The organism is Streptomyces achromogenes, from assembly GCF_030816715.1.
Classification (GTDB): domain Bacteria; phylum Actinomycetota; class Actinomycetes; order Streptomycetales; family Streptomycetaceae; genus Streptomyces; species Streptomyces achromogenes_A.
The window spans coordinates 7,937,771-7,959,713 of record NZ_JAUSYH010000001.1; the positions used below are offsets into that span (position 1 = coordinate 7,937,771).

The 21,943-nt window shown below is 71.5% G+C and carries 20 protein-coding genes and 1 pseudogene; 11 read left to right on the forward strand and 10 right to left on the reverse strand.

Annotated features, from left to right (window positions below):
• Window positions 1–11 precede the first annotated feature (11 nt).
• The 3 genes from QF032_RS35355 to hypE are packed head-to-tail and all read left to right on the forward strand — an operon-like array spanning window position 12 to window position 2,522.
• Window positions 12–314 carry a HypC/HybG/HupF family hydrogenase formation chaperone gene (locus tag QF032_RS35355; protein WP_307048294.1) on the forward strand — a complete coding sequence of 101 codons (303 nt, stop codon included), beginning with the start codon at window positions 12–14 and terminating at the stop codon, window positions 312–314.
• A complete protein-coding gene (hypD, locus tag QF032_RS35360) occupies window positions 311–1,438 on the forward strand; it encodes a hydrogenase formation protein HypD (protein ID WP_307048296.1) in 1,128 nt (375 codons plus the stop codon). The genes QF032_RS35355 and hypD overlap by 4 nt, the downstream gene beginning before the upstream one ends.
• Window positions 1,431–2,522, forward strand: a complete 1,092-nt coding sequence (gene hypE, locus QF032_RS35365) for a hydrogenase expression/formation protein HypE (protein ID WP_307059274.1) — start codon at window positions 1,431–1,433, stop codon at window positions 2,520–2,522. The genes hypD and hypE overlap by 8 nt, the downstream gene beginning before the upstream one ends.
• Window positions 2,523–2,589: 67 nt before the next feature.
• On the opposite strand, the gene QF032_RS35370 is transcribed toward hypE, so the two are convergent.
• The 3 genes from QF032_RS35370 to QF032_RS35380 form a co-directional block, all read right to left on the reverse strand.
• Window positions 2,590–2,976 (reverse strand): hypothetical protein, encoded by a 387-nt coding sequence (locus QF032_RS35370; RefSeq protein ID WP_307048301.1) that lies wholly within the window; start codon window positions 2,974–2,976, stop codon window positions 2,590–2,592.
• Window positions 2,977–3,136: 160 nt separating this feature from the next.
• Window positions 3,137–4,636: an arabinofuranosidase catalytic domain-containing protein gene (locus tag QF032_RS35375; RefSeq protein WP_373430422.1), complete on the reverse strand. Its 1,500-nt coding sequence runs from the start codon at window positions 4,634–4,636 to the stop codon at window positions 3,137–3,139.
• Window positions 4,637–5,047: 411 nt separating this feature from the next.
• Entirely contained in the window at window positions 5,048–5,932 is an 885-nt protein-coding gene (locus QF032_RS35380) for a LysR substrate-binding domain-containing protein (protein ID WP_307048306.1), read from the reverse strand.
• A gap of 71 nt (window positions 5,933–6,003) precedes the next feature.
• Here QF032_RS35380 and QF032_RS35385 point away from each other — a divergent pair, with 71 nt between their 5' ends.
• The 3 genes from QF032_RS35385 to QF032_RS35395 are packed head-to-tail and all read left to right on the forward strand — an operon-like array spanning window position 6,004 to window position 8,563.
• Entirely contained in the window at window positions 6,004–7,209 is a 1,206-nt protein-coding gene (locus QF032_RS35385) for a thiolase family protein (protein WP_307059276.1), read from the forward strand.
• Window positions 7,206–7,901 (forward strand): 3-oxoacid CoA-transferase subunit A, encoded by a 696-nt coding sequence (locus QF032_RS35390; protein WP_307048310.1) that lies wholly within the window; start codon window positions 7,206–7,208, stop codon window positions 7,899–7,901. The genes QF032_RS35385 and QF032_RS35390 overlap by 4 nt, the downstream gene beginning before the upstream one ends.
• A complete protein-coding gene (locus tag QF032_RS35395) occupies window positions 7,898–8,563 on the forward strand; it encodes a 3-oxoacid CoA-transferase subunit B (protein WP_307048312.1) in 666 nt (221 codons plus the stop codon). Before QF032_RS35390 ends, QF032_RS35395 begins: the two co-directional genes overlap by 4 nt.
• Window positions 8,564–8,638: 75 nt before the next feature.
• On the opposite strand, the gene QF032_RS35400 is transcribed toward QF032_RS35395, so the two are convergent.
• Window positions 8,639–11,170, reverse strand: coding sequence for an FtsX-like permease family protein (locus QF032_RS35400; RefSeq protein WP_307059278.1), 2,532 nt, complete (start codon window positions 11,168–11,170; stop codon window positions 8,639–8,641).
• On the reverse strand, window positions 11,164–11,913 hold the full coding sequence (locus QF032_RS35405) for an ABC transporter ATP-binding protein (RefSeq protein WP_307048316.1): 750 nt from the start codon (window positions 11,911–11,913) through the stop codon (window positions 11,164–11,166). The genes QF032_RS35400 and QF032_RS35405 overlap by 7 nt, the downstream gene beginning before the upstream one ends.
• 187 nt (window positions 11,914–12,100) lie before the next feature.
• Between QF032_RS35405 and QF032_RS35410 the strand changes: the two genes are divergently transcribed.
• The 5 genes from QF032_RS35410 (at window position 12,101) to QF032_RS35430 (ending at window position 17,440) form a co-directional block, all read left to right on the forward strand.
• Complete coding sequence (locus tag QF032_RS35410; protein ID WP_307050462.1) at window positions 12,101–13,372, forward strand: sensor histidine kinase; 1,272 nt, start codon at window positions 12,101–12,103, stop codon at window positions 13,370–13,372.
• Entirely contained in the window at window positions 13,372–14,004 is a 633-nt protein-coding gene (locus QF032_RS35415; RefSeq protein ID WP_307050464.1) for a response regulator transcription factor, read from the forward strand. Before QF032_RS35410 ends, QF032_RS35415 begins: the two co-directional genes overlap by 1 nt.
• 130 nt (window positions 14,005–14,134) lie before the next feature.
• Window positions 14,135–14,929, forward strand: a complete 795-nt coding sequence (trhA, locus tag QF032_RS35420) for a PAQR family membrane homeostasis protein TrhA (protein WP_307048318.1) — start codon at window positions 14,135–14,137, stop codon at window positions 14,927–14,929.
• Between the two features lie 571 nt (window positions 14,930–15,500).
• Complete coding sequence (locus tag QF032_RS35425; RefSeq protein WP_307059280.1) at window positions 15,501–16,388, forward strand: rhamnogalacturonan acetylesterase; 888 nt, start codon at window positions 15,501–15,503, stop codon at window positions 16,386–16,388.
• 41 nt (window positions 16,389–16,429) lie between these two features.
• Window positions 16,430–17,440, forward strand: a complete 1,011-nt coding sequence (locus QF032_RS35430; RefSeq protein WP_307059282.1) for a pectinesterase family protein — start codon at window positions 16,430–16,432, stop codon at window positions 17,438–17,440.
• Window positions 17,441–17,633: 193 nt separating this feature from the next.
• Here QF032_RS35430 and QF032_RS35435 read toward each other — a convergent pair.
• The 5 genes and pseudogenes from QF032_RS35435 to QF032_RS35455 all read right to left on the reverse strand — a co-directional run.
• Window positions 17,634–17,792: pseudogene (locus QF032_RS35435) on the reverse strand (TetR family transcriptional regulator); the annotation flags it as partial.
• A 15-nt stretch (window positions 17,793–17,807) separates the two neighbouring features.
• Window positions 17,808–18,455, reverse strand: a complete 648-nt coding sequence (locus QF032_RS35440) for a VC0807 family protein (protein ID WP_307048325.1) — start codon at window positions 18,453–18,455, stop codon at window positions 17,808–17,810.
• A gap of 154 nt (window positions 18,456–18,609) precedes the next feature.
• Window positions 18,610–19,230, reverse strand: a complete 621-nt coding sequence (locus tag QF032_RS35445; RefSeq protein WP_307048326.1) for a TetR/AcrR family transcriptional regulator — start codon at window positions 19,228–19,230, stop codon at window positions 18,610–18,612.
• 135 nt (window positions 19,231–19,365) lie between these two features.
• Window positions 19,366–20,337, reverse strand: coding sequence for a Gfo/Idh/MocA family protein (locus QF032_RS35450; protein WP_307048328.1), 972 nt, complete (start codon window positions 20,335–20,337; stop codon window positions 19,366–19,368).
• A 20-nt stretch (window positions 20,338–20,357) separates the two neighbouring features.
• A complete protein-coding gene (locus QF032_RS35455; RefSeq protein ID WP_307059284.1) occupies window positions 20,358–21,737 on the reverse strand; it encodes an NDP-hexose 2,3-dehydratase family protein in 1,380 nt (459 codons plus the stop codon).
• Between the last annotated feature and the right edge of the window lie 206 nt (window positions 21,738–21,943).

Here is a 21,943-nt window from a genome sequence, read left to right on the forward strand (position 1 = left end):
AGGAGAGGCTCATGTGCCTGGCGGTACCCGGCAAAGTGCTGGACATCGAAGAACGTGACGGCACCCGGATGGCCACCGTCGACTTCGGCGGCGTGGTCAAGGAGGTGTGCCTGGAGTACCTGCCCGACCTCCGGGTCGGCGAGTACGCCATCGTCCACGTCGGGTTCGCCCTGCAACGGCTGGACGAGGAGTCGGCGCGGCAGACGCTCGAACTCTTCGCCGAACTGGGCCTGTTGCAGGAGGAGTTCGGCGACCCCTGGGAGGCGGCGGCGACGGAGGCGGACGAGGACGCCGTGGAAGAGGTGCGGAAGTGAAGTACATCGACGAGTTCCAGGACCCCGAGCTGGCCCGCCGGCTCCTCGACGACATCCACGCCACGGTGACCAGGCCGTGGGCCCTGATGGAGGTGTGCGGGGGCCAGACGCACAGCATCATCCGGCACGGGATCGACCAACTCCTCCCGAAGGAGCTCGAGTTGATCCACGGGCCGGGGTGCCCGGTGTGCGTGACCCCGCTGGAGGTCATCGACAAGGCCCTGGAGATCGCCTCCCGGCCGGAGGTGATCTTCTGTTCCTTCGGCGACATGCTGCGCGTGCCCGGCACCGGACGGGACCTGTTCCAGGTCCGGAGCGAGGGTGGTGACGTACGCGTCGTCTACTCTCCGCTCGACGCCCTGCGCATCGCCCGGCAGAACCCCGACCGCCAGGTCGTGTTCTTCGGCATCGGCTTCGAGACGACGGCGCCCCCCAACGCCATGACGGTCCATCAGGCGCGGAAGCTGGGCATCGCCAACTTCAGCATGCTGGTGTCCCATGTCCGCGTGCCACCGGCCATCGAGGCGATCATGTCGTCGCCGAGCTGCCGTGTGCAGGGCTTCCTCGCGGCCGGTCACGTCTGCAGCGTGATGGGGATGGGGGAGTACCCGGGACTGGCGGAGCGTTTCCGGGTGCCGATCGTCGTGACGGGCTTCGAGCCGCTGGACATCCTCGAAGGCGTGCGCCGCGCCGTCCGCCAGCTGGAACGCGGTGAGCACACCGTCGACAACGCCTACGCGCGGGCCGTGCGCCCGGAAGGCAACCCGGCCGCCCGCGCCATGCTGGAGGACGTCTTCGAGGTCACCGACCGCGCCTGGCGCGGCATCGGGGTGATCCCCGGCAGCGGCTGGCGGCTGTCGTCGAAGTACCGTGACCACGACGCCGAGCACCGCTTCCAGGTCGACGGCATCCGCACCGAGGAACCCGCCGCGTGCCGCAGCGGGGAGGTCCTGCAGGGACTGCTCAAGCCGCACGAGTGCGAGGCCTTCGGCACCGTGTGCACCCCGCGCACCCCCCTGGGAGCCACCATGGTCTCCAGCGAGGGCGCCTGCGCCGCGTACTACCTCTACCGGCGGCTCGACATGCCCGCCGGCAAGACCAGGGAGGCGACCCCCGTTGTCTGACACCACCGCTGCCCCCACAGCTGTCCCGGCCGCCGCCCTGGACATCGAGGCGTGGACGTGTCCGGCGCCCGTGCGCGACCGGCCGCGTGTCGTGATGGGCCACGGGGGCGGCGGAGCCCTCTCCGCCGAACTGGTCCAGCAGATCTTCGCGCCCGCCTACGGGGGCGAGGTGCTCGCCCAGATGGGGGATGCCGCGGTCCTCTCCCTGGGCGGCGCCCGGCTGGCGTTCTCCACCGACTCCTACGTGGTGCGGCCGCTGTTCTTCCCCGGCGGCAGCATCGGCGACCTGGCCGTCAACGGCACCGTCAACGACCTCGCCATGAGCGGCGCCCGCGCCGCCTACCTCTCCTGCGGATTCATCCTGGAGGAGGGCGTCGAGCTGGACGTGGTCACGCGGGTGTCCGAGGCGCTGGGCGCGGCCGCGCGCACCGCCGGCGTGCAGGTGGCCACCGGGGACACCAAGGTGGTGGAGGCCGGCCACGGCGACGGGATCTTCATCAACACGGCGGGCATCGGTCTCGTCCCACCGGGCGTCGACCTGCGTCCGCAGCGGGTCGTCCCCGGCGACGTCGTGATCGTCAGCGGCGCCATCGGCGTCCACGGGGTGGCGATCATGAGCGTGCGCGAGGGCCTGGAGTTCGGCGTGGAGATCAAGAGCGACTGCGCGGCGCTCGGCGGCCTGGTCGACGCCATGCTCGCCGTCACCCCGGATCTGCACGTCCTGCGCGACCCCACCCGGGGCGGCCTCGCGGCATCGCTCAACGAGATCGCGGCGGCCTCCGGCGCGGGGGTGGTCATCCGGGAACGCGACGTCCCGGTCCCGCCCGCCGTGGCCAACGCCTGCGCCGTTCTCGGACTGGACCCCCTGTACATCGCCAACGAGGGCAAGCTGGTGGCCTTCGTCCCGCGCGAGCACGCCGACGCCGTGCTCGAGGCGATGCGGGCCCATCCGCTGGGCGCGGACTCCGTGATCATCGGTGAGGCCGTCGAGGAGCACCCCGGCATGGTGGTGACCCGGACCGGTCTGGGCGGGACGCGCGTCGTCGATCTGCCGCTGGGGGAGCAACTGCCGCGCATCTGCTGACCCGGCCGCGCGCCGCTCGTGGAGTCGAGGAGCGCGCCCGTCCGCCCGTCCGGCCCTGATCGGGGGTTCAGCCCGCTCGGGGCCCGGACGGCGGGTCCTGCGGGTCCACGCCGCTTCTCGAGGAGGCGTCCTTGGTGCCGCTGGGTCGCTGGGAGCGGCCCCTGCGTCCGGTGTCGCGCCTGCCCTTCTCCTGCGCGTCGCCGTACTCCTCGCCGCTCGTGCCGGGACTCTCGACCGTGTCTCCCGGCACGGACTTCGTCTCCTCCGCGGATTTCGTCCGGCCGCGGCCCCGCTTCCCGGCGTGCTCACCCGCGTGGAACGAGCGACGGGCGCTCGGGTTGTCCTGTCGGCGCGTCTCGTCCACGTCGGGCGACCAGCCGTGGTGCTCGCCGCCCTGGTGACGGCTGGGACCCTCTCCGTGCGGTGGTTCGGACGAACGTGGTTTCTTCGACATGGTCCGATCCGCCCTTTCGCGGTCAGCGGGGACGCTGCTCACGCCCACCCGATATGGGTAAATTATCCCCTCTTGTGTACGGGCGGGCATGTCGTGGGGGATCGGAGCGCGACGGCCCGCCGGTGGGGAGTCCGGCGGGCCGTCGGTGACCGGAATGGGGTCAGGGGGCGATGTCCCACTGCTGGCAGACGTTGTCGAGCTGCTGCCACTGGCGGACGGCGGTGCCGTTGGCCGTTCCGCAGTTCGTGACGTCCAGCGTCATGCCGGTGTTGACGTTGGAGATCGTGTAGTGGGTGCCGACCCTCGTGACGTCCCACTGCTGGCAGCGGTTGCCGAGTGAGGCCCACAGCTGGACGGCCGTCCCGTTGGACTGCGCGCAGTTCTTGTCGTCCAGGACCGTGCCGCTGTTGACGTTGGTGATGGTGTAGTGGCCGTCGCCCGCGGCCGCGAACTTCCACTGCTGGCAGGCGTTGCCGAGCGAGGACCAGAGGTCGACCGCCGTGCCGTTGCCGGTGCCGCAGTTGACCGCGTCCAGGACCTTGCCGGAGCCGGGGTTGGTCAGCCGGTAGGCGGTGCCGGCGACCGGGAAGGTGACGGCCGGGGTGGTGTAGCCGACGGAGGTGATGTTGGCCTGCACCGCGTTGTCGGCGGCGTTGGTCGGGTAGCCGGAGGTCATGACGCCCTCGAAGAAGGAGCCGTCCGACCCGTTGCTGTTGTCACCGCCGGTGCCGAGGACGATGGAGCCCTCCAGGTGCATGGGGGTGTATCCGCCGAGGTTGGGCAGCGCCCCGTCGTACCAGGTCGTCAGTGAGCCCGATTGCGCGTTGCCGCCCTTGATGGCGTAGGTCGTCTTGCCGTTGTTCTTCTCCATGGCGGTGACGTATTCGCTGGAGTTTCCGGTGTTGGCCGAGTTGGCGCCGTTCCCTCCGAAGAACAGCCCGTTCTCCAGGTCGGCCTCGACCCAGGGGCCCGATCCGGCGCCGGCGCAGGAGAACCAGCACTCCGTGCCGAAGTTGATCGCGTCCATGTGGCCGTTGCCGGTGTCGTTGCCGGACGTCTCGGCGTTGCCGTAGTCGAAGCAGCAGCGGTTGTTCACGTGGTGGCCGCTGGTCACCATGTAGGCGCCCTCGGGGGAGCTGCCGGTGGCGATGCCCGTGGTGCTGTTGTCGCGGTAGCCGACGCCGGCGGACACGAAGACGCCGTACGCGGCGTGACCGCCGACGGTGACCGGCAGCGCGTTGGCGATCGCGCCGACGTCCTGCCCGCCGTTGCCGCCCGGCCCCTCGATGGTCAGGTCGTTGTGGTTCGCGCTCTGGTCGTAGATCTTGGTGATGATGCAGGTCGTGCCCGAGCAGAAGGAGTCCTGCGCCGCCGCGTTGGCGTACCCGCCGGCGCTGAGGAGGCCGATGTCGGCGGTGGCGGAGTCCGAGGCGCGCTTGACCTGGTAGAGAGAGCCGTTGTAGGCGGCGTAGAGCGCCCGTGTGGTGCTGTGGGCGGCGGCGCAGGGAGTGCCCGCGGACGCGTAGATGTCGCACGGCAGGGACGAGGCGGCCTCGGCCGTGCCCGCCGTGCTGATGACCCCGGCCAGGAGGCCGGCGAGCAGTGCGAGGACTGCGCCCACCACCCTCAGGCGAAGCCCTTTCAGGTGTCTGGCTATCACTGTGAACCTCTTCCGTCGTGCGTTCTTCACTGGCCCGGTACCGAAGGCGCGGGCAGCGGGGGACGTCCAGCCGGCGAACGAAAATTGTGAGCGCTAACAATCGGGAAGCCCGGATGCCGCCGCTCATCCGAGCCGTGGGGCGGGGTGTGAACGGTTCGTCGGTGGCTCTGTGTCGGAGTTGGTCCAGGGTTGTGCCTGGACGGTGCTCATACGATTGGCGGTGATCGACCGGTCCCGTGACTCCGCCTTTTTACGCCGGTGTGAACATCGGGTCAACACTGTTGAACAGTCAAGAGTATGGAAACAAAGGCCATGCCATTCCTTGACCTTGATTTCTGTTATGCCGGAGCAGAATGTGGGCGCTAACAATCCATCGACGACAACGACCGAAGAGGTCGACATGAACCGGAGTCACCGGAACATCGCCCGGATGATTCCCACGGTGCGCGCCAGATGCGGCTCGGAGCGGTCCGCGCGGTGGGCGACGGCCAGTTCCACGCGCGCGTCCGGTCCGGCCAGCGGCAGATAGGCGACGCCGTCGAGCGCCAACGCGGTCACGGGCCCCGGCACGACCGCGACACCGAGACCGCCGGCCACCAGAGTGACCAGCGTCGAGGTCTCGCCGACCTCGTGGCGGATGCGCGGCTCGACGCCGGCGTCGCGCAGGAGGCCGAGGACGACGTCGTACATCACGGACCGGCGGCCGGCGGAGTGCACGATCAGGTCCGCGCCGGCCAGGTCCGCGGCGCGCAGCCGCTTCCGGCGGGCGAGGGGGTGGCCGACCGGCACGGCGACGACGAGCCGGTCCCGGCGCAGGCTGTGCACGGTGAGGGAGGGGCCGGCCGCCACGGGGCGCAGCAGCGCCACGTCGATCGCGCCGGTGCGCAGCGCCTCGACCTGGTCGGGCGCGAGCATCTCGCCGCGGAAGGAGAAGTCGACGCCGGGAAGCTCCTCCGTGAGCCGCCGCGACAGGGCGGGCAGCAGGCTGTACGTCGCCGATCCCACGCAGCCGATCGCGAGGTGGCCCACCGAGCCGGCGGCGACGAGCCGGGCGTGCCGGGCCGCCTCGTCGACGTCGGCGAGGATCGCGCGCGCCCGCCCGAGGTAGGCCCGGCCGGCTTCGGTGAGGTCGACGCGGCGGGTCGTGCGATGGAGCAGCTCGACGCCGAGCTCCGCCTCGAGCTGCCGGATCTGCGTGGAGAGCGGCGGCTGGGCCATGTGCAGCCGCTCGGCGGCACGGCCGAAGTGGCGCTCCTCGGCTACGGCGACGAAGTACCGCAGGTGACGCAGATCCATAGGTCATCCGTATCAATCGGCTCGGATACGCGTACTTCAGAATATCGCGGGCCGGGATTAGCGTCGCTGCCATGAGTGCATTCCTGTACGCCGCGACCCGGACGCCGTTCGGCCGCTTCAACGGCGCGCTGGCCGGGGTCCGCCCCGACGACCTCGCCGCCGCCGCGATCACCTCGACGCTCGCCCGGGTGCCTGGCCTCGACCCCGCCGCGATCGACGACGTGGTGTGGGGCAACGCGAACGGAGCCGGCGAGGAGAACCGCAACGTCGGCCGTATGGCGGCGCTGCTCGCCGGGCTTCCGGTGAGCGTGCCCGGCATCACGGTCAACCGGCTGTGCGGTTCGAGCCTCGACGCGGCGATGACGGCCGGGCGGATGATCGAGACCGGCGACGCCGAGGTGGTGCTGACCGGCGGCGTAGAGTCGATGACCCGGGCGCCGTGGGTGCTGCCCAAGTCGGCGAAGCCCTTCCCGGCAGGCGACGTCACCGCGGTCTCGACCACGCTCGGCTGGCGGCTCGTCAACCCGCGGATGCCCAAGGAGTGGACGGTCAGCCTCGGCGAGGCCAACGAGCAGCTCCGGGAGCGCTTCGGCATCTCCCGCGAACGCCAGGACGAGTTCGCCGCCCGCTCCCACCGACTCGCCCACCAGGCATGGGAGTCGGGCTTCTACGACGACCTGGTGGCGCCGGTCGAGGGCGTCGGCCTGACCCGCGACGAGAGCATCAGGGCCGGATCCACGCCGGAGGTGCTGGCCGGGCTCAAGCCGGTCTTCCGGACGCCGGAGCAGGGCGGCACCATCACCGCGGGCAACGCCAGCCCCCTCAACGACGGGGCCTCCGCCGTGCTGCTGGGCAGCGAGAAGGCCGCGGCCACGATCGGGGCCGACCCGGTCGCCCGCATCGCCGGCCGCGGCATGAGCGCGCTGGAGCCGCAGGCCTTCGGCTACGCCCCGGTCGAAGCCGCGAACCGTGCGCTGGCCCGGGCCGGGATCGGCTGGGACCGGGTGGGCGCGGTCGAGCTCAACGAAGCCTTCGCGGTGCAGTCGCTCGCCTGCCTCGACGCGTGGAAGGTCGACCCCGCCCTCGTCAACCAGAAGGGAGGCGCCATCGCGATCGGGCACCCGCTGGGCGCCTCGGGCGGCCGCGTCCTCGCCACCCTGGCCAAGGTGCTGCGCGAGACCCGGCAGCGCTACGGTGTCGCGGCCGTCTGCATCGGGGTCGGCCAGGGCCTGGCCGTCGTGCTCGAGAACTGCGGCGTCACGGAGGAGACCCGGTGAGCCGGGCGGACATCGTCGACAGCACCGACGCCGCGGTCGCCGGGATCGAGGACGGGTCCACGGTCCTCGTCGGTGGCTTCGGCCTGGCCGGGATGCCGTTCGACCTGATCGACGCGCTCATCCGGCAGGGGGCGAAGGACCTCACGATCGTGTCCAACAACGCGGGCAACGGTGACGTCGGGCTGGCCGCGCTGCTGGCCGCCGGCCGGGTGCGCAAGGTGCTCTGCTCCTTTCCGCGCCAGGCCGACTCCTGGGTCTTCGACGGCCTCTACCGCGCGGGAAAGATCGAGCTGGAGGTCGTGCCGCAGGGCAATCTCGCCGAGCGGATGCGTGCGGCCGGGGCCGGCATCGGCGCGTTCTACTGCCCGACCGCGGTCGGCACACCGCTCGCCGAGGGCAAGGAGGTCCGCGAGATCGACGGCCGCACGTACCTGCTGGAGTACCCCGTCAAGGGCGACTACGCACTGATCGGCGCGCACCTCGCGGACACGTTGGGCAACCTCGTCTACCGCAAGACCGCCCGCAACTTCGGACCGGTCATGGCCACGGCCGCGACGACGACCATCGTCCAGGTCGACGAGATCGTCGCGCCCGGGACACTCGACCCCGAGGCCGTCGTCACGCCGTCCATCTACGTCGACCGGGTCGTCCAGGTGGCGGCCCGTCGCTACACCGTCCAGGGGGCACGATGACCACCGCGCCAAGCGATCAGGCCGGCGCCGACCACCGGCTCTCGATGGACGAACTGGCAGCCGTCATCGCCCGGGACATCCCGGCCGGCGCGTTCGTCAACCTCGGCATCGGCCAGCCCACCAGGATCGCCGATCATCTGCCGGCCGGATCCGGAGTGGTGCTGCACACCGAGAACGGCATGCTCAACATGGGCCCGAAGGCCGAGGGCGACGCGGTCGACCCCGACCTGACCAACGCCGGCAAGGTCCCGGTGACCGAACTGCCGGGGGCGGCGTACTTCCATCACGCCGACTCCTTCGCCATGATGCGCGGCGGGCACCTCGACGTCTGCGTCCTCGGCGCCTACCAGGTCGCCTTCGACGGGGACCTCGCCAACTGGCACACCGGCCGGCCCGACGACATCCCCGCCGTCGGCGGCGCCATGGACCTCGCCATCGGCGCGAAGGACGTCTACGTGATGATGACGCTCTTCACCCGCTCCGGCGAGCCCAAGCTCGTGCCGCACTGCACGTACCCCCTCACCGGCGTCGGCTGCGTCAGCCGCGTCTACACCGACCACGGCGTCTTCGACGTCGGCCCCGAGGGCGTACGGATCCGGGAGACGTACGGCGTCGGCGCCGACGAACTCGCGGAGCGACTCGGCATCACGCCGCCCTCCTGATCGTCGCGGACGAGGAGCGCGGGCGGCGAGGGCGGACGAGGCCACAGGCCGGCCTCGGACGCGGGGCCGGTCCCCTCATGGCCGCTCTCCCCGCCGTCCTCTCGCCCCTCGTCGCCCCGCCGGGCGGAAGGGCTGCTCCGGCGTGCCCGCCGGCTCCATCGCCCCGCGGCGCAGGGCGAGGCCGGCCGGGACGACCGCCGAGATCACGGCGAGCACCGCGCAGGCGCCCAGGATCGCCGCGAGCGTCGCCCACGGCATCTCGACGGACGTCCACACCGAGCGCAGGCCCAACGCGGCCCACATGCCCACCAGGTCGACACCGGCGACCAGTGCTCCGAGCGCCCCGCCGACCACGACCACCGTCAGCGCCTCGGCGCCCACCAGCCGCAGCACCTGCCGGCGGGTCGCGCCGGCCAGCCGCAGCACAGCCAGTTCGCGGGACCGGTCGGAGGTCGCCATGACCATCGTGTTGGCCAGCGAGATGCCGGTGTAGAGCAGGGCGATCCCGAGGACCAGGAAGAAGCCCGCCCGGGTCGTCCGGTCGGTCTGCGGGTACATCGCGCGCACCCAGGCGTCCCTGGTCACCACCTCCCCGTCCGACGCCCGCACCGCCCGACGCAGTCCGGCGGCCACGGCGTCCGCGTCGGCGCCCTCCGCGAGGCGTACGTCGACCCGGTCGACGGGCGCGGCGGCGGCGTTGCGCGGGGTGACGTAGACGCCGTTGTCGCCGGTGCCGACGGTCATGACCGCGGCGATCCGCAGGGACTTCCGCGTGCCGTCGCCGAGCCACACGTCCACCCGCTCGCCCACGGTGTGCTTCTCCCACTCCTCGTTGACGATGATCGAGTCGTCGTCGAGAGCGCTCACCGTCCCGGCGGCGAGCGGAAGACGGGCCGTCGCCGCGAACGTCTGCGGCTCGACGGCCCTGGCGTCGGACCTGATGAGCGCCACGCCGTCCTCCAGGACGTACACCGCGCTCGGCGAACTCGCCGAGACGTCGGCGCCGGACACGCCCCGCAGCCGTCGCACCGTAGCCTCGTCGAATCCGGCCTCGCCCGCCGAGGCGACCACGAAGTCGGCGGCCGTCCGCTCGCGCACCTCGGTGGCCTTCGCCGCGTCGAGGGTCGCGGCGGCGCCCAGCAGGGAGCCCGCCAGCGCGACCGTGACCAGCACCGGCGCCGCGACCGCGGCGGTGCGGCGCACCCCGGCGGCGGCGTTCTCCCGCACCAGCATCCCGGCGGCGCCCGGCAGCCGGGCCGGCAGCCAGGCGATCAGCCGGACCGACGGCCGCACCAGCAGCGGCGCGAGCAGGGCGACCGCGGTGATCAGCAGCATGGGACGGCTCACATAGGTCTTGCGCTGCAACAGCTCGCCCGGGTCCGTCACCAGGGCCAGGACGAGCGTCACCACGGCGGTGACCAGCAGGGCCGCGCCGAACAGCAGGCGGCCCCGTGTCATGGGCCGGGCGTCCACGGACGCCTCGCGCAGCGCCTCGGCGGGACCGGTGCGTCCGGCCCGCCAGGACGCGGCCAGCACACCGCCCAGGGCCACCGACAACCCCGTCCAGAACGCCATGTGGTAGGGCCAGGTGTGGTCGCCGACGGTGAACCAGCGGGGCGCGAGGCTCTCGTCGACCGCCCACGCGGCGAGCCCCGGAGCCGCGCGGGAACCGATCACGCATCCGGCGGCCGAGGCGAGCACGCCGACCGCGAGCGCCTCGCCGACGACCATGCGGCGGATCTGTCCCGGGGTCGCCCCGGCGGTGCGGAGCAACCCGAACTCGCGGCGCCGCTGGGCCACCGCGAACGCGAACGTCGAGGCCACCACGAACACCGACACGAACCCGCTGACGCCGCCGGCCGTGCCGAACAGGGCGTTCATCGCGGTGAGGGCCGCGCGGTCGCGGTCGGGGCCGGCGTCGGCGTACCGGCGCGCGTCCCCGGTGAGGACCTGGACGCCCTCGGCGCCGCGCACCGCCTCGCGCACGGCCGCCGGATCGGCGTTCACCACGAGCTGGAGGCTGCGCGGCGACAGTTCGGCTGCGCGGGCGTCGGTGTAGAACACGGCGTTCTCGAAGCCCGCCCCGGCCGGGGCGCCGACGACGCGCACGGTGCCGACGACGCGCACGACACCGCCGTCGGTCCGCACCCGGGCGCCCGGCCGGGTCCAGTCACCGCTGACGACGACCTCGTCCGCGGCCTCGGGCGCGCGTCCCGCGTCGAGCCGGTACGGCGCGAAGGCCGCGGTCGGCCAGGGATGCCCCACCAGACCGGCGGGCCCGCCCTCCGCCCGTACGGCGAACGACCGGTCCTGCACGACGGCGCCGAGGTCCCGCAGTCTCGCGACCGCGTCGGCGGGCACCGCACGCGGCTGGGCGAGCTTCTGGGTCCGGTCGCCGATCGAGGTCGGCACCCGCAGCGTGTCCTGCCCTTTGACGACGACCGGCGCGGCGGCGAACCGCTCCGGCCCGCGCCCGGGTGCGTCCGGCGAGGACGCCAGGGCCAGTCCCATCACGGCGATCAGCGCCACGCCCAGGGAGAGGGCGACGAAGCTGCCGACGAAGGTGACCCAGCGGGTGCGCAGGGTGCACAGCGTGGTGGTCAGCACGGCGCCGCCTCCAGCCCGGACAGGCGCGCCGCGATGGCGTCCGCACCGGCGCCGAGCAGCTCGCCGTCGACCCGGCCGTCGACCAGGAGCACGACGCGGTCGGCGTAGGAGGCCGCGACCGGGTCGTGGGTGACCATGATGACCGTCCGGCCGTCCCGGTCGACCATGCCGCGCAGAAGTGTCAGCACCTCGCGGCTGGTCCGCGAGTCGAGGGCGCCGGTCGGCTCGTCGCCGAACAGCACGTCGGGGCGGGTGATCAGGGCGCGGGCCAGGGCCACCCGCTGCTGCTGGCCGCCGGACATCTCCGTCGGGCGGTGCCGCGCCCGGTCGCCGAGGCCGACCTGCCGGAGCACCTCGCGCACCCGTGCCCTGTCCGGGCGGCGGCCGGCCAGCCGCAGCGGCAGGGACACGTTCTGCTCGGCGGTAAGCGAGGACACCAGGTTGAACGCCTGGAACACGAAGCCGACGCGCTCGCGGCGCAGCAGGGTCAGCGCGGTCTCGCTCAGCCCGGTCAACTCCGTGCCGCCCACGGTGACCGAGCCCGACGTGGGCCGGTCCAGACCCGCGGCGCACTGCAGCAGGGTCGACTTGCCGGACCCGGAGGGGCCCATCACGGCGGTGAAGGTCCCTCTCGGGAAGGCGAGCGACACCTGGTCGAGGGCGGTGACGGACGTGTCGCCGGAGCCGTGCCGCCGGGTCACCGAACTCAACCGGACCGCGTCGTCGCTCATGTGTTCCCCCATCAGTACCTGCTCCTCAACTCGTCGGTGGCTCAACGAAACCGCGGAAGCCCCTGGTGGCGCAGTAAGGGCGGAACGAGTCCTGGGGTAGGGCCAGACCTACCCCTCATACGGATCCTGGCCCGATGGAGCCGGACCGACGGGGTCGCTTACGGTCATGCACATGCACCCTCGGAATGTGTGGCAGGCCATGTCCCGGCCGGGCTTTGTGCTGTCGGCCTGGCCCTGGCGCTCCGCCGGGTATCTGCTCACCGGCGCGCTGACCGGCGTCGTCACCTTGGCGGGGATCGTGGTGTCGGTGGTGGTCTGCGGTGCGCTCGCCCTCGTCCTGGTGGGGCTGCCGCTGCTCGTGGTGCCGGCTCTCGGCGGGATCCCGGTGGCGCGGGCGGAACGGTGCAGGATGCGCCTGATCGACCGTGATCCGGCGGCTGGTCGGCACCGGACGCCGTCCACGCCGGGACTGCGGCCCTGGCTGACCACCCGGCTGCGCGAACAGTCGACCTGGCGGGAGCTCGGGTACGCGCTGCTGTTCGCCGGGCTGCTGTGGCCGGTCGACGCCCTGGCCGTCACGCTGGCGCTGCTGTGTCCCCTGTCCATGGTCGCCACTCCGCTGCTGATGGCCACGGCCGGCGACGGCCGCGAGGTCAAGGTGCTCAAGCAGTGGACGGTCACCACCTGGCCGACCGCGTTCGGCGTCGCCGTACTGGGCCTGCTCCTCATGGGCCTGTGCGCCTACCTGCTCGGCGTCACGGCGGGCGCCCGCGCCGGGCTGGCCCGGCTGCTGATCGCCCCACGCGAGGGCGAGCTCGACGCGAGGGTCGTCGAACTGGCCCGCTCCCGCGTCCGGTTGGTCGACGCCTTCGAGGCCGAACGGCGCCGTATCGAGCGCGATCTGCACGACGGCGCCCAACAACGCCTCGTGGCCCTGACGATGGCCCTCGGCCTGGCCCGCCTGGACGCCCCGCCCGGCCCGCTCGCCGACCGGCTCGCCAAGGCCCAGGAGGAGGCGGGCCAGGCGCTCGTGGAACTGCGGGAGCTCATCCACGGCATCCACCCCAAGGTCCTCACGGACTACGGCCTTCAGGCAGCGGTCAGCGACGCCGCCGACCGCTGCGCGGTCCCCGTCGACGTCGACCTCGAACTGCCGGGACGGCTGACCCCGGCGATCGAGTCCGCGGCCCACTTCGTCGTCTGCGAGGCGCTCGCGAACGTCGCCAGGCACAGCGGGGCCGGCCGCGCGCGGGTGAGCGGCGGCCATCATGACGGACGCCTGTTCCTGGAAGTGCGCGACGACGGCCGCGGCGGCGCGGACCCTTCGGCGGGCAGCGGCCTCACCGGCCTCGGCGACCGGGTCTCGGTCCTGGATGGCAGACTTGCCCTGACCAGTCCGCCAGGTGGACCGACCCTGTTGCGTGTGGAGTTTCCTTGCGAAGTGACCAAGGCGGCCGACCGCTTCGCGTAGTGCTGGCCGAGGACAGCGTGCTGCTGCGGGAAGGACTCGTCGGCCTGCTCGACCGCTGCGGCCACGAGGTGGTGTCGGCCGTCGGGGACGCGCCGGCGCTGATCGCCGCGGTCGAGGAGCATGTCCCCGACATCGTGGTGACGGACGTCCGCATGCCGCCCGGTTACCAGGACGAGGGCCTGCACGCGGCGGTGCGGCTGCGGGAGAAGCTCCCCGCACTCCCCGTCCTGGTCCTCAGCCAGTACGTGCAACGGACGTACGCCGCCGAACTCCTGGACTCCGGCGACGGAACCGGCGTCGGCTATCTCCTCAAGGACCGGGTCGGCCAGGTCGAGGAGTTCGTGCACGCGCTGCGCAAGGTGGCGGACGGCGGGACGGTGGTCGACCCCGAGGTGGTGCGCCAGTTGCTGCGCCGCCGCCGCGATCCGCTGGAGCAGCTCACCCCGCGCGAACGCGAGGTGCTGGCGCTGATCGCCGAGGGCAGGTCCAACGGCGCGATCGCCAAGGAACTGGTGGTGTCCGAAGCGGCGATCGGCAAGCACATCGGCAACATCCTCACCAAGCTGGACCTGCCTCCGACGGACACCACCCATCGCAGGGTCCTGGCCGTCCTCACCTACCTCCGGGCCTGACCCGCCGAGCGCACCCCCTCGACGCGTTCCACGGAGACCCGGACGACATCGGAGGACGCGTACGGCCGTCTCGACGATGACGACCACCCCGCCGGACCGCCTGCCTGCGGCACTCGGAGACAATGAGAGCATGATCGCCGAAGAAGCCGAGCCGCCGTCCCGGGGCCGAGAGCCGAACCCCGGAGCCGGCAACCCGTCCGACGTCCCGCGGGGCGCGACGGAAGCGGAGTCTCCCGTCGCGCCCCGTCGGCCGACGGCTGCCACCGGCCTCGAAGGCGGTATGGAGCGGGCGGCGGCGGCTCTGAAGCCGCGGATGCGCGGCTGGCTGCACGCCGGCGTGTTCCCGCTCGCGCTGGCCGGCGGGATCGTCCTGATCGTCATGTCACGCTCGGCGGCGGCGGTGGCGGCCTGCGCGGTGTACGCGGTGTCCGCCTGCCTGCTGTTCGGCACCAGCGCGGTCTACCACCGCGGGACGTGGAGCCCGCGCGGTGAGGCGGTGCTGCGGCGGATGGACCACGCGAACATCTTCCTCATCATCGCCGGCACCTACACCCCGCTTGCGGTACTGCTGCTGCCCGCGGACCGGCAGCGGCTGCTGTTGGCCGTGATGTGGGCGGGCGCGCTGGCCGGGATCGCCTTCCGCATCCTGTGGATCGGGGCTCCCCGGTGGCTGTACACCCCGTGCTACATCGCCCTGGGGTGGGTGGCCGTGTTCAATCTCCCCGACTTCGCGCGCACCGGCGGTGCAGCCGTCGTCGTCCTCGTCATCGTGGGCGGCCTGCTCTACACCGCGGGAGCCGTCGTCTACGGACTCAAGCGCCCCGATCCGTCACCCTCGTGGTTCGGCTTCCACGAGGTCTTCCACGCCCTGACCATCGCCGCCTTCGCCTCGCACTACACGGCCATCCTCCTCGCGGCCGCATAGCCGCACAGCCGCCGCCCCCCTCCGCACACGGCCGAAACACAAACGAACGGCATCCTTGACGGTCCACCAACAAGTACCTACGCTCGCTGGGTGTGGGAACGTTCCCACACCCAGCGAGAACCGCACTGTTCACGCCTTCTGCCCGGCACCGCCTTCCCTTCCCCCACACGGAGGTCAGGGTGACCGACGCATACGAACGCCTCCGCACCGCGACGCGCCGACGCTGCACATGCCACCCACCGTCGCCCGACACCGCTGCCGGCCGGACGTCGGAGTCGCCCGTCCGCTGAACACCGCACAACAGGTTCGACCGCCTCCGCTCCCGGCCCGCGGGAGTGCTTCGGCGACTCGTCCCGATGAGCGGTGGAACGGCGGCCGGCCCGGGTGGCACCAGCGCCTCGGCCGGGCCGTACCTCGTCCGGGCGCCGGACGCGGGCCGAGCGGTACGGCTCCGGTGTCCCACGTCCTGGCTCTTCCTGGCTTGTCCTGGCTCACCATGGCCGACACCCGATCGTCCTGGCTGTCCGAGAGAAGAACGTCGCCGGTGGTCCGCCTCATGAACGGAGAGAGCATGTTCTTACGACGCCCGACGGGGCACCGGGTCACCAGCCGACGGCTCGTCCTGCGCGTCGCGCTGGCCGGCATCGTGGCAGCCTCGTCGATCACCGCACTGGCCGGTGAGGCCGCGGCCGCCTCGGCGGCGGCCACCGTTCACGTCCATGTCGCGGGAGACTCCACAGCCTCCACCTACGTCTCGTCGAAGGCTCCCCGGGCCGGCTGGGGACAGGCGCTGCCGGTGTTCCTCACCTCCGGTGTCGAGGTGGTGAACGAGGCCCAGTCCGGGGCCAGTTCCAAGAGCTTCGTCGATACGGGCCGCCTCGACCGCATCCTGGCCGTGATCAAGCGCGGGGACCTTCTTCTCGTCTCGTTCGGACACAACGACGAGAAGTCCGACGACCCCTCCCGGTACACCGAGCCGTCGACCACGTACAAGCAGTACCTCTCCCGGTACATCGACAGGAGCCGGGCCAAGGGAGCGATCCCGGTGCTGGTCACGCCCGTGGAGCGGCGTCACTTCAACAGCGCGGGGGTCATTTCCCCCTCGCACGGCGCCTATCCGGCGGCCATGCGCCAACTCGCCGCTGCCAAAGGCGTACCGCTGATCGACCTGACCGCCTCCAGTACCGGGCTGTGGAACCGCGCGGGCGTGGAGGGAACGAAGAAGCACTTCATGATCCTCCCGGCAGGCCAGTACCCGAACTACCCCAACGGCAGCCAGGACAACACGCACTTCCAGGCCCTCGGTGCGATCGAGGTCGCCCGGCTCGTCGCCGCCGCCATGCGCAACCAGGGCGTCCTGCCGGCCGCCGATTTCCGACGGCTCACCGACCCCGTCCCCGCCGGCGCGATCGTATGGCCCTCGGCCGCACCGGACCGAGGATCACCAGCCTCCCGCTGACGCGGATCGACGTCCCCGAAGAAACGACGAAAGGGCCCCACATGCACCCGCTCGGTAAGCGCCGGACCTCTGCGGTCGCCGGCGCCCTCGCCGCATTACCCCTGGTTGTCCTCGGGCTGACCGCCCCGGCGGAAGCCGCCACCACCATCACGGTGGCCAGTGACGGCTCCGGGAACTACACGACCGTCCAGGCCGCGATCGCGGCAGCCCCGTCCGGCGCGACCATCAAGATCAAACCGGGTACCTACCGCGGCCAGGTGTCCATCCCGGCGGCAAAGCCCGGCATCACCCTGCAGGGGACGACCGGGACCGCGACGGACGTCGTGATCACCGGCAACGCTCCCGCCTCCACCGCCGGAACCGCGGGCAGCGCGACCGTACTGAACATGGCCAAGAACACCACCGTCACCGGTGTGACCATCGCCAACACCTACGACCGGCACGACAGTCAGGCACTGGCCCTGTACGCCGGCGGCGACCGGCAGGTCTACCGCAACGTGCGCCTGCTGGGCTACCAGGACACCTTCCTGTCCTGGGGCGGAACAGGAAGCGCGCAGGTTCGCCAATACGTCTACAAGAGCTACATAGAGGGCGCCGTCGACTTCATCTACGGCAACGGCGCCCTGGTCGTCGACTCCACGACCATCCGCTCACTGGACCGTGGCAGCACCAACAACGGCTACATCACCGCCGCGGCCACCAACTCCAGCAACCGGTACGGCATTCTGATCACCAGGTCGACGCTGTTGAGTTCGGCCGCGGCGCGGACCGTCGCCCTGGGGCGTTGCTGGCACGCCGGTGGGGCGGCCGACGCGATCGGTCAGGTGCTGGTCCGCGACTCGACGCTGGGGGCACACATCCGCCAAGCCGGGGCCTGGCAGGACATGGGCGGCTTCTCCTGGAAGACCTGCCGGTTCAACGAATACAACAACACCGGCTCCGGAGCCGGCGCCGGCACCAGCGACCGCCCGCAGATCAGTGGCGCAACCGCGGCGAACTACACTTCGCAGAAGTATCTGGCCGGCAGTGACGGCTGGAACCCCGTGCAGTAACCGCCGTCGTTCGCCGTGACGTGACACGGACGACATCGAACCGGGGATCGGTGACGGAACCGGCACGGACGTCCTCGCCCGCCTCGACGGACGCTACCGTTCCACCGAGGTGGCGGGCGGGTTCACCGGACGCCCGGTCGGTGAGTGGAGTGAGTCGCCGGGGGGTCCTCGTCCACCGGGGCCGGGCGCGGGGCTACTTCGCCAACGCGCCCACGGCCCGGTCCAGCAGCACGGCCAGCGGGATCGTGCCCTCGCAGGCCACCCAGGCCGTGGAGGCCGCGTCCAGGCAGGCGAGCGCGGCGCCGGTCAGTGCGCTCGGCCTCGTGTCCTCGGGCCTGTCGGGGTCGGCGCCGAGGCGGCGCGCGGCTCAGTCGCTCGCCTCGTCCTGCCGAGTCGTCGCCGTGAAGGCGCGGCGGGGTCCGAGGGTGCCGAAGATCTTGACGAGTGTGCGGGTGCGGACCAGCACGACCTGAGTGATCACCTGGAGGAAGATCCACGAGACCGCGTACAGGACGCCGTCCAGCGCGGGGACGCTGTCGACGGGCAAGGTGTAGGCCATGAGAAGCCGAAGCAGGGCGTCGCACAGCAGACCGACGCCCCACAGCACCGTCAAGCCGCGCCACACACGCCGGAACGACGCGTCCGACGCCCACAACCGCTCCAGTGTCGCGCTCTTGCCGGGCAGGAGGGTGCGCAGCGCCTGGTAGGTGAACGGGCGCCCGGTGAACAGGGTGACCAGCAGCCAGATTCCGGCCAGCGCGGTGAACAGGCCGTTGCGGGCGAGCGCGATGCGCGGGTCCGAGGTCAGCAGCGAAGCCACCGCGCTCACCGCGAGCAGCGCGAGGGTGAAAACCCCGATCGCGTCCAGTCTTCGATGGCGTATCGCGGAATGGAGCGTGTGCAGAGCGGGCGCCGAACCGCTGAGCAGCAGGGCGGTGATCTCACCCGCTCCGCACGCGCGCAACAGGTAATAGAGCCCCACGGGAAGCACGATGTCGCAGACGACCGTGACCACGAAAGCCCAGGGTGAAGAGGGGCTGTCCGATGTGGTGGCGGATGGCGTCGCGGAAGGTGCGGACGTGGGCGTCGTGGACTCAGGGCGGGGTGTGGGGGAGGTCATGAGATGTGCTCCGGAGTCGTGGCCTTGGGCATGCCGGCCGAACGTGGTCTCACACGGGCGTCGTGCAGCGGTCGAACGCGACCGTCAGTTCGCGAGCGCACCGGTCCAGGTCTATCGCCGCCTGGGACAGATGGCGGCGCACGACGGCATCGATCGCGCCACGGATGGCCAGGGCCATGGTGAGACAGTCGAAGCTGCCGAACTCCCCTGCGTCACAGCCCTGTTCGAGCAGGGCGGCGAGCCGGTCCACGGACATGATGTTGCGTTCGACTTCCTCCAGACCGGTGATCTGCCGGTCCCGGATCATTTTGACGATCTCGGTGAGCGCCCGGGTGTGCATCGGATAGCTCGTGATGAAGTCGAAGTTCGACGTGATGTACGCGCTCAGCTTGCCGCGGTACGTCCGCTCGTCGCCCATGCGCATTCCGGCCACCTTTTCGGCCATTTCGACGATGACGCGGGCGGCTTCCGCGAACAGCTCGGGCTTGCCGGAGAAGTGGTACGAGATCATTCCCGTACTGCAGAGTTCGGCCTGCTGCGAGATTCTGCTGAACGACGCCTTTGTGTAGCCGGATTCGGCGAGCGTTTCGATAGCCGCCTGTACTATCTGCGCCCGCCGCGCATTCTGCGTGAAAGTCCTGGTGTTCGCCTTGGCTGTTCTGGCCGTCATGACTTCAGATTAACCGGGTCTTGATCGTGATTTTCCTAGAGTCCGGAGGTTCGTTGCCTCGTCGAGATATCTCTCCCCCGTCCCCTGCGGCCCCTTCTCCGGCCCCTCGGTCCGGCGGCCTCGGGCGGTCTGCCGTCAGCACACCGGCATCCGTCGAGCCGTCCTGCGGACGGCGTCGACGAGGTCCATCGTCGCGACCGAGTCCATGAGCCGCCGGGTGTCGCCGCCGCCCGAGCGGCCCGCGTGCGCGAACTCCGCCAGCAGGAGCGCCAACTGATCGGCGGCGGGCAGAACCAGCCGCTCCTCGCGGTCCTGTTCCTCGACGACGAGCAGCGGCTGGTGGGTGGCCGGCGGAGTGAACGCCCGGGTCACCGTCAGCCGGCCCCGATCGCCCCACACCGTGTACGTCGACGCGTAGGCGTGCTCGAAGCCGAACGCCAACTCGGCCAGGACCCCCGACGGTGAGGTGAGCAGTACCTGACCCGACAGATCGAGGCCGTCCGAGGCGCGGGTGCGCAACGTCGCCCCGGCCACCTCCAGTCCCGGCCCGAGCAGGTGCACGGCGGCCCGCAGCGGGTACACGCCGACGTCGAGCAGCGCACCGCCGCCCAGCCGGGCGTCGTAGCGGATGTCGTCCTGCGGCAGCGGCGGAATGCAGAACGCGGCACGGAAGGAGGCCGGCCGGCCCACGCGGCCGTCGGCCATCAGTTCCCGCACTCTGGCGTGTTGCGGATGGTGCAGGAACATGAAGTTCTCCCGCAGCGCCAGTCCGCGTTCCGCTGCCAGCGCGCACTGGGAACGCGCTTCGGCGGCGTCGACCCCGATCGGCTTCTCCACCAGCACGTGCTTGCCCGCCCGCAGCGCCCGCTCGGCCCAGTGACGGTGCAGGCCCGTCGGGGTCGACACGTACACCGCGTCCACGTCCGTTCGCTCCAGCAGCGCTCCGGCGTCCTCCTCGGCCGCGCAGCCGAACTGTTCCGCGAAGCGGGCCGCCTTCTTCGCCGCGCGTCCGGCGACGGCCACCAGCTCCCACTCCGGCATACGGGTCACCGTCGGCAGGACCCGCCGCTCGGCCATCGACGAGGTACCGATCACCCCCAGGCGCATCGGCCGCGCCGCCGGGGCCGTCACAGCGACCTCAGCGCGGTGATCAGCGTACGTGCCTGAACACTCAAGTTGTGGCTGTAGCGCAGCAGTTCGTCGACCTGCCGCAGCGACACCCAGCGGAACTCCTCCGATTCCAGAGGCGCCTCGTCCTCGATCTCGATGATCACGTAGTGGCTCTGCGCGTTGAGGAACCGCCCGCCCTCCTCCGACAGCAGCACGTCGTACACGGCACCGCCGCGCCGGTTCTGCACCTCGTCCAGGTAGGGCGGCCACGACGTGCGCGGCAGGTGCGAGTAGTTCTGGACCGTGCACTGCACCGTCGGCCCCAGCTCGACCACCGTCAGGAAGCCGGCCTCGGCGCGCGCCCGCAGCAGCACGTGGCGTACGCCGTCGACCCGGCGTACGAACAGGGCCGCGATGCCCGTCCCGTGCGGCTCGATGAGCGGCTGCGACCACGCCGCCACTTCACGGCGGCCCGAGACGACGTCCACGGCCACCACGCTGAAGTGGTGTCCGCGCACGTGGGACACCGTGTGCGGATCGTGCTGCCAGCCCTGTGTGTCCGCGAGTCCGATCGGAGCGACCCTCACGTCGTGCTCCGCCCGTCGCCGAGTGATCCAACTGCGTATCTCGGCGTCCGGGTGCAGCGATCCGGCCAGGGCGGAGGCGTCCGCCCGCCAGTCGGGCAGGCACGACAGGACCGTCCGGGCGTCCATGTTCACGACGTTGTCCTGCTTGAGCAGCATGTTCACCTGACGTACAGTCAGCCAGGCGAAGTCCTCGCCCGCCTCCACCTCCGGACCGACCCGCACGATCATGTTGCGGTTCCTCTTGCGGAGGAACCACGAACCCTGCTCCGACTGGAGGACGTCGGCCACCACCGCACCCGGCTCGGGACTGCGGAAACAGTCCAGGTACCGGACGGCCGAACCACCGTGCACCCGCCGGTAGTTGCTCTTCGTCGCCTGGACGGTCGGCGACAACTGCATCCCGTTCACGTTGCCCGGCTCCGACTTCGCCTGCATCAGCAGATGAGGTATCCCCCCGAAGTCCCGCATGGCGATCCCCAGGATCCCGATCTCGGGCTGATCGACGATCGGCTGCTCCCACTCGGACACCGGACCGAAGTCCGAGTGGACCCGCAGTCCGTGCACCGAGAAGAAACCACCGCTGGCGTGCCGCAGATCGCCGGTCCCCTCCTCGAACCGCCAGCCGGACAGCCCCGCGAACGGCACCCGTTCCACCTGCTGCGGCTGGGCGCGACGCCTGTCCTCCAGCCACGCCGCGAGTTCCCCGTCGCTGAGCACACCGCCGTCGACGGTCGCCGCGGAGACCGCCAGCGCCGCCAGCGTGCGGGCCTCCTCGCCGTACGACGCCGCAGGCGCGATTGTCGGAGTCATCAATCAGCCCTTCTCTCGACCGCGGAGTGCGACCGTTCGCGTGATCAACCAGGGCGGCCGCCGGCGCGCGCACCCGCGCCGAAGGACGCGCAGTGCAATCCGTCCCCACAGAGTGCCCGTCCGCATTCGAGCATTCGCCTAGACCGCCGCCCCTTGCGGCGGGCCCCGCCACTGGCTATGGCACGGCCACCGCGTCCGGCGGCGGT

What these genes read in the sequence shown, in the direction of transcription:
- QF032_RS35370 (WP_307048301.1), bottom strand. Translation starts at nt 2,976, where the DNA reads ATGTCGAAGAAACCACGTTCGTCCGAACCACCGCACGGAGAGGGTCCC.
- QF032_RS35430 (WP_307059282.1), top strand. Translation starts at nt 16,430, where the DNA reads ATGCACCCGCTCGGTAAGCGCCGGACCTCTGCGGTCGCCGGCGCCCTC.
- QF032_RS35425 (WP_307059280.1), top strand. Translation starts at nt 15,501, where the DNA reads ATGTTCTTACGACGCCCGACGGGGCACCGGGTCACCAGCCGACGGCTC.
- QF032_RS35405 (WP_307048316.1), bottom strand. Translation starts at nt 11,913, where the DNA reads ATGGGGGAACACATGAGCGACGACGCGGTCCGGTTGAGTTCGGTGACC.
- QF032_RS35450 (WP_307048328.1), bottom strand. Translation starts at nt 20,337, where the DNA reads ATGCGCCTGGGGGTGATCGGTACCTCGTCGATGGCCGAGCGGCGGGTC.
- QF032_RS35410 (WP_307050462.1), top strand. Translation starts at nt 12,101, where the DNA reads ATGTCCCGGCCGGGCTTTGTGCTGTCGGCCTGGCCCTGGCGCTCCGCC.
- trhA (WP_307048318.1), top strand. Translation starts at nt 14,135, where the DNA reads ATGATCGCCGAAGAAGCCGAGCCGCCGTCCCGGGGCCGAGAGCCGAAC.
- QF032_RS35385 (WP_307059276.1), top strand. Translation starts at nt 6,004, where the DNA reads ATGAGTGCATTCCTGTACGCCGCGACCCGGACGCCGTTCGGCCGCTTC.
- QF032_RS35355 (WP_307048294.1), top strand. Translation starts at nt 12, where the DNA reads ATGTGCCTGGCGGTACCCGGCAAAGTGCTGGACATCGAAGAACGTGAC.
- QF032_RS35395 (WP_307048312.1), top strand. Translation starts at nt 7,898, where the DNA reads ATGACCACCGCGCCAAGCGATCAGGCCGGCGCCGACCACCGGCTCTCG.
- QF032_RS35455 (WP_307059284.1), bottom strand. Translation starts at nt 21,737, where the DNA reads ATGACTCCGACAATCGCGCCTGCGGCGTCGTACGGCGAGGAGGCCCGC.
- QF032_RS35380 (WP_307048306.1), bottom strand. Translation starts at nt 5,932, where the DNA reads ATGGATCTGCGTCACCTGCGGTACTTCGTCGCCGTAGCCGAGGAGCGC.
- QF032_RS35445 (WP_307048326.1), bottom strand. Translation starts at nt 19,230, where the DNA reads ATGACGGCCAGAACAGCCAAGGCGAACACCAGGACTTTCACGCAGAAT.